The organism is Streptomyces sp. rh34, from assembly GCF_002551245.1.
GTDB lineage: Bacteria > Actinomycetota > Actinomycetes > Streptomycetales > Streptomycetaceae > Streptomyces.
Map to the genome: position 1 here is coordinate 1 of NZ_NTGZ01000370.1, position 5,382 is coordinate 5,382.

General features: G+C 70.8%; 5 protein-coding genes and 2 pseudogenes. 2 read left to right on the forward strand and 5 right to left on the reverse strand.

Annotated features, from left to right (window positions below):
• Positions 1–602 (forward strand): annotated as a pseudogene (locus CR470_RS35355) (cellulose-binding protein); the annotation flags it as partial.
• Positions 603–860: 258 nt separating this feature from the next.
• Entirely contained in the window at positions 861–2,012 is a 1,152-nt protein-coding gene (locus tag CR470_RS35360) for a cytochrome P450 (protein WP_097871626.1), read from the forward strand.
• Between the two features lie 72 nt (positions 2,013–2,084).
• On the opposite strand, the gene CR470_RS35365 is transcribed toward CR470_RS35360, so the two are convergent.
• From CR470_RS35365 to CR470_RS39925, 5 genes and pseudogenes are all read right to left on the reverse strand, one after another.
• Complete coding sequence (locus CR470_RS35365; RefSeq protein ID WP_097871628.1) at positions 2,085–3,371, reverse strand: cytochrome P450; 1,287 nt, start codon at positions 3,369–3,371, stop codon at positions 2,085–2,087.
• Positions 3,368–3,982 carry a GTP-binding protein gene (locus tag CR470_RS35370; RefSeq protein WP_097871630.1) on the reverse strand — a complete coding sequence of 205 codons (615 nt, stop codon included), beginning with the start codon at positions 3,980–3,982 and terminating at the stop codon, positions 3,368–3,370. Before CR470_RS35370 ends, CR470_RS35365 begins: the two co-directional genes overlap by 4 nt.
• Positions 3,963–4,319, reverse strand: a complete 357-nt coding sequence (locus CR470_RS35375) for a DUF742 domain-containing protein (RefSeq protein WP_097871632.1) — start codon at positions 4,317–4,319, stop codon at positions 3,963–3,965. The genes CR470_RS35370 and CR470_RS35375 overlap by 20 nt, the downstream gene beginning before the upstream one ends.
• Positions 4,316–4,732 carry a roadblock/LC7 domain-containing protein gene (locus CR470_RS35380; protein WP_007447032.1) on the reverse strand — a complete coding sequence of 139 codons (417 nt, stop codon included), beginning with the start codon at positions 4,730–4,732 and terminating at the stop codon, positions 4,316–4,318. Before CR470_RS35380 ends, CR470_RS35375 begins: the two co-directional genes overlap by 4 nt.
• A 114-nt stretch (positions 4,733–4,846) precedes the next feature.
• Positions 4,847–5,382: pseudogene (locus tag CR470_RS39925) on the reverse strand (ATP-binding protein); the annotation flags it as partial.

Sequence of the window (5,382 nt, forward strand, 5' to 3'; positions counted from 1 at the left end):
TTGCCAGCCCGCTCAGAGATGTGTATAAGAGACAGGTCGGGGACGCGGCGCGCGAGGCGGCCGGCGAGGTGCGTGCGGCGGCGGACCGGGCGGCGGAGGAGCGGCTGGCCGTGGCGGTCCGGGAGGCGGAGGGCATACTCGCCGCGGCCCGGCAGGACGCCGAGGAGGTGCGCTCGGCCGCCGCTTCCGCGATGGCGGAGACCCGTGACCGTACGGCGAGTGTGCTGGCCCACCAGGAGCAGGAGCACGCGGAGCGCCTCAAGGCGACCGAGGCCGAACTGGCCGGCCGGGAGGCCGCGTCGGAGGCCCGGTTCGCCGAGCTGACGGAGCGGGCCGAGGCGTTGCTCGCGGAGGCCGGCCGGGACCTCGCCGCCACGCAGGAGGCGGCCCGGCACGGGCAGGAGGACGCGGAGGCGCGGGCGGCGGAGCTGCTGGCCGAGGCCCGGGTCCGTGAGGAGCGGGTGGTGCGGGAGACGGAGCGGATCCTGCGGGAGCACGAGGAGGGCCGCGAGGAGGCCCAGGCGCACATGGCGCATGTGCGCAGCTCGCTGGCGGCGCTGACGGGGCGGGTGGCGCCGGGGCCGGACGGGCGGGAGGACTGAGCGGGTCCTTCCCGGGGCCCCGGGTTTCCGCGTCCGGCGCCTGGTTTCCGCGGGCCGGGGCCCGGGTTCTGAGGTTTGGGTCCTGGCCGGTCGCAACGGGTGGCAACTCTTGACGAACGTGTGTTCTCGGGAGGTGATGGGGAGCGTTCAGTTCACACGTTTCCGTTCCCCGTTCAGCAGGGAGTGTTCATGTCGGTCCCAGCACCGGACATTCTGTCACCGGAGTTCGAGAGAGATCCGTACCGGACGTATCGCCTGATGCGTCAGGACACGCCTCTCCTGTGGCACGAGGCGACCAAAAGTTACATCGTCTCGCGTTACGAGGACGTCGAGCGCGTCTTCAAGGACAAAGAAGGCGAATTCACCACGGAGAACTACGACTGGCAGATCGAACCCGTGCACGGGCGGACGATACTCCAGCTCAGCGGGCGCGAGCACGCCGTGCGTCGGGCCCTGGTCGCACCGGCCTTCCGGGGCAGCGACCTGCGGGAGAAGTTCTTGCCGGTCATCGAGCGCAATTCGCGCGAATTGATCGACGGGTTCCGCGATGCGGGTTCCGTGGATCTGGTCGCCGACTACGCCACCCGTTTCCCTGTCAATGTCATCGCCGACATGCTCGGCCTGGACAAGTCCGACTATGAGCGATTTCACGGCTGGTACACGGCCGTTATCGCCTTTCTCGGCAATCTCTCCGGTGATCCGGAGGTGACCCGGGCCGGCGAGCGTACGCGCGTCGAGTTCGCCGAGTACATGCTGCCGATCATCCGCGAGCGGCGGGAGGCGCCGGGGGACGATCTGCTGTCGACCCTGTGCACGGCGGAGGTCGACGGCGTCCGGATGGGCGACGAGGACATCAAGGCGTTCTGCAGTCTGCTGCTGGCCGCCGGGGGTGAGACCACCGACAAGGCCATCGCCGGTATCTTCGCCAATCTGCTGCGCCACCCGGAGCAGTTGGAGGCGGTCCGCGCCGATCGCGCCCTGATACCCCGGGCTTTCGCCGAGACGCTGCGCTACACACCACCGGTGCACATGATCATGCGTACCTCGGCGAAGGAGGTGGCGCTCGGCGGCGGCACCGTACCGGCGGGCTCCACCGTCACCTGCCTGATAGGCGCCGCCAACCGTGACGAGGACCGATACCGCGACCCCGATGCCTTCGATATCTTCCGTGAGGACCTGACCGCCACGAACGCCTTCTCGGCGGCGGCCGACCATCTCGCCTTCGCACTCGGCCGGCACTTCTGCGTCGGTGCCCTGCTGGCCAAGGCCGAAGTCGAGATCGGGGTGGGCCAGTTGCTGGACGCGATGCCGGACCTGCGGCTGGCCGACAGCTTCGACCCGGTCGAGCGCGGTGTCTTCACCCGGGGACCGCGGAGCCTGCCGGTGCACTTCACACCGGTGTCCGGCTGACCGGAACGTCGACGTCGACCCGAGCGGCCGGATCCACCACGGACTCCGGCCGCTCCTACCGCCGAGGGCCCGCTACTGCGACATCGGGCTGAACCGGACCGGCAGCGTCGACAGTCCGCGCATCCAGATCGAAGGACGCCAGGAGAGCTCCGTCGGGTCGACCGCCAGCATCAGGTCCGGCAGCTGCTCCAGCAGAGTCTCCACCGCCGTACGGGCCATCACGTCGGCCAGCAGCGGTGCGGGATAGGGGCAGCGGTGTTCGCCGCCGCTGAACGACAGGTGTGCGGAGTTCTCGGCGCCGACGTACGACTCCGGCCAGATCTCCGGGTCGGTGTTGGCCGCGGCGAGCCCGAGGACCAGGCAGTCGCCCGCCCGGATGTGCCGGCCGCCGAGCTGGGTGTCCCGTACGGCCCAGCGGCCGATGAAGTTCTGCGTCGGGGTGTCCAGCCACAGCACCTCGTTGAGCGCCTCGCCGACGCTGAGCCTGCCGCCGGAGACGTTCACCGCGAAGCGTTCGTCCGTCAGGAGCAGCCGCAGCGTGTTGCAGATCCAGTTCGCGGTGGGCTGCTGGGCAGCGGCGATCACCGAGATCAGGTCCTGGACGATCTCCTCGTCCGTGAGGCCCGCCCCGTGGGTCACCATCCGGGAGGTGACGTCGGCTCCGGGGGCCGCCCGCTTGTCCGTGACCAGTTGGCGCAGCCGGTCGCCGACGCGTCCGTACGCCGCCACCGGATCGTCGCCCTCGCCGGCGTCGAGCGAGATGCGCAGGTCGTCCACCAACTGCTGGGTGTCGGAGCCCGACACCGGCATGCCGCACATCTGGACGACGGCCCGCATCGGCAGGGCGTGGACGTAACTGCTCATCAGCTCGGTCCGGCCGCTTCCGGCGAACTCCGCGATGAGCCGGTCGGCGATGCGTCGGCAGTCGCGCGCCAGCTCGAACTGGTCGATGCCTTCGAGGGCTTCGGTGATGACGCCGGCCCTGCGCCGGTGCTCGTCGCCCTCGGTGAAGAGCACCGACGGCTGGTAGCCGACGAACGGCATCAGCGGCCAGTCCGGGGGGATGGTGTCCCACTGGTTCCAGCGGCGCGAGTCCCGCGCGAACAGCTCGTCGTGCGTGGTGACGTAGGACAGTTCGGCGTAGCCGAGGACCAGCCAGGCCGGAACGTCGCCGTCGAGCAGTACCGGCGCCACCGCCCCGTGCTCCCGTCGCAGCGAGCGGTAGAGCTCCGTGGGCGTCTGCTGGTAGGAGGCTCCGGACAGGCGCACCGCGTCGGCGCCGGCGCCGGCCGGGCAGCCGGAGGGGGCCTGAAGGCCGAAGGAGGGACTGGAGGGACTGGATGGGCTGGAGGTGGTCATGGTGTCGTCTCCCGGGCGATGGCCATCGTGCGCAGATGGTCGACGAGCGTGATCAGTACGTTCTTGCTGGACCGCCGGACCCGGGCGTCGCAGTCGATCATCGGGATGTGCTCGGGCAGCGCCAGGGCCTGACGGATCTCGTCGAGGGAGTGGGCGAGGTCGTCGTCGAAGCGGTTGACCGCCACCACGAACGGTGTGCCGTGGTGTTCCAGCCGGTCGATCGCGTACCAGGAGTCGTCCATCCGGCGGGTGTCCACGAGGACCACGGCGCCGAGTGTGCCGGAGAACAGCCGGTCCCACAGGAACCAGAAGCGCTCCTGGCCCGGTGCGCCGAACAGGTAGAGCACGATGCGCTCGTTGAGGCTGATGCGTCCGAAGTCGAAGGCGACCGTGGTGGTCGTCTTGGCGTCGACGCCGTCCGTCTCGTCGACGCCGACGCCCGCCTGGGTCATGACCTCTTCGGTGTTCAGTGGCCGGATCTCGCTCACCGAGTGGACGAGCGTGGTCTTGCCGACGCCGAATCCTCCGACGACGACTATCTTCAGGCCGGTTTCCGCGGCGTCGGCCAGCGGCGTGCGCTGTGCCGGCAGCTCATAGCTTCCGGAGTCCATGGAGCACCTCCTTCAGCAGGTCGGAGTCGGGGAGCGCGCTGGGTGAGGTGGCCGAGCGGGGGTGGCGGGCGGTGATACGGCCCATGTCGTGGAGGTCGTCGAGCAGGATGCGCACCACGGTGACGGGAAGCGAGAGTTCGGCGGCGATCTCGACGACGGCGGTCGGGTGGCGGCACAGGTCCAGGATCTGCGCGTGCTCCGACTGCATTCCGGCGGTGGGCCGGCACTCGCTGACCACGAGGGTCACCAGATCGAAGGAGTCCGCGGAGCGGCTGCGTCCGCCGGTGACCGTGTAGAGCCGGTCGGGGGCTCCGGTGTCGACGGGGCGGAGGGTCATGACGCGCTCCTCGGCACCTCGCCGCGTGGTGCGGCGCGCAGGTGCTCGCCGATCTGCTCGACCATTTCCGTCATCTGGTGGCCCACCACGCTGGGGTCGGCCTCCTCCGTGGCGACGACGGCCAGATGCGCGCCTTCACCGGCTTCGACGATGAAGAGCAGACCGCCGTGGAACTCGGTCATCGAGTGCCGGACGCCTCCGGTGCTGTCGCCGAACTCGATGGAAGCGCCCTGCGCGAGCGCCTGCATGCCCGAGCAGATGGCCGCCAGTTGATCGGCCTGGTCGAGGGTGAGGTGCTCCGTCCAGCACAGCTTGAGCCCGTCGCGTGACAGGGCCAGGGCGTGCCGCGTGCCCGGGGTCTGCTCGAGGAGCCTCTGCAGGAGCCAGGTGAGGCTGTTGTCTGTGGTCTGCATGATGAGTGACGGGACCGCGGCGCCGGGGGAGCGGCGAGGGCCCGTACCTCCAATCTCGGATGTTCGAGCGAGCGCGTCCGGCGGACCGGACACCGTACGGATGGGCGTTCCGGGCTACGGAGCGGTGGTCGGCGGTACGGCCCCGCCGTCGGGTCCTCCGGCTCCGCCTTCGGGTTCTCCGGCCCTGGCTTCGGGTTCTCCGGCCTTGCCGCCAGGCTTGGTACCACGCCGGAAGGCGCCGAACTGCTGTCCCGCGCTGCGTGGCGGCGAGGTCCGTGGCGTGCTGCCGCGCGGGTCCTCCGGAGAGGCGGGCGCGGGCGAGCCGCGGTGGCGGCCGCGCTCCCGGTCCGCCTCCGCCATGGTGCGGCCGGGCGTGCGTACGGGCAGGCCGCCGGGGGTGGAGTTCGCCGCCGGGCCGGCGGCCCTCCGGCCCGACTCGCGGGGACGGACCACGAGGTGGTTCTCCGCCGTAGCGGGCGCCGGTGGAGCGAACGGGTCCTGCGGCGTTACGGGGGTGGGCGCCACCGCTTCCGGCGCGGAGGGCGTCAGGGGCGCGGGCGTGCCGGGCGGCGGCGCGTAGGCCGGTGACGGCGGTGCGGAGGCGTCCGGTGCGGGCGGCGGTGCCGGGGAGCTGTCTCTTATACACATCT

Coding starts and splice junctions, on each gene's coding strand:
- CR470_RS35360 (WP_097871626.1), top strand. CDS start 861: ATGCGTCAGGACACGCCTCTCCTGTGGCACGAGGCGACCAAAAGTTAC.
- CR470_RS35365 (WP_097871628.1), bottom strand. CDS start 3,371: ATGACCACCTCCAGCCCATCCAGTCCCTCCAGTCCCTCCTTCGGCCTT.
- CR470_RS35370 (WP_097871630.1), bottom strand. CDS start 3,982: ATGGACTCCGGAAGCTATGAGCTGCCGGCACAGCGCACGCCGCTGGCC.
- CR470_RS35375 (WP_097871632.1), bottom strand. CDS start 4,319: ATGACCCTCCGCCCCGTCGACACCGGAGCCCCCGACCGGCTCTACACG.
- CR470_RS35380 (WP_007447032.1), bottom strand. CDS start 4,732: ATGCAGACCACAGACAACAGCCTCACCTGGCTCCTGCAGAGGCTCCTC.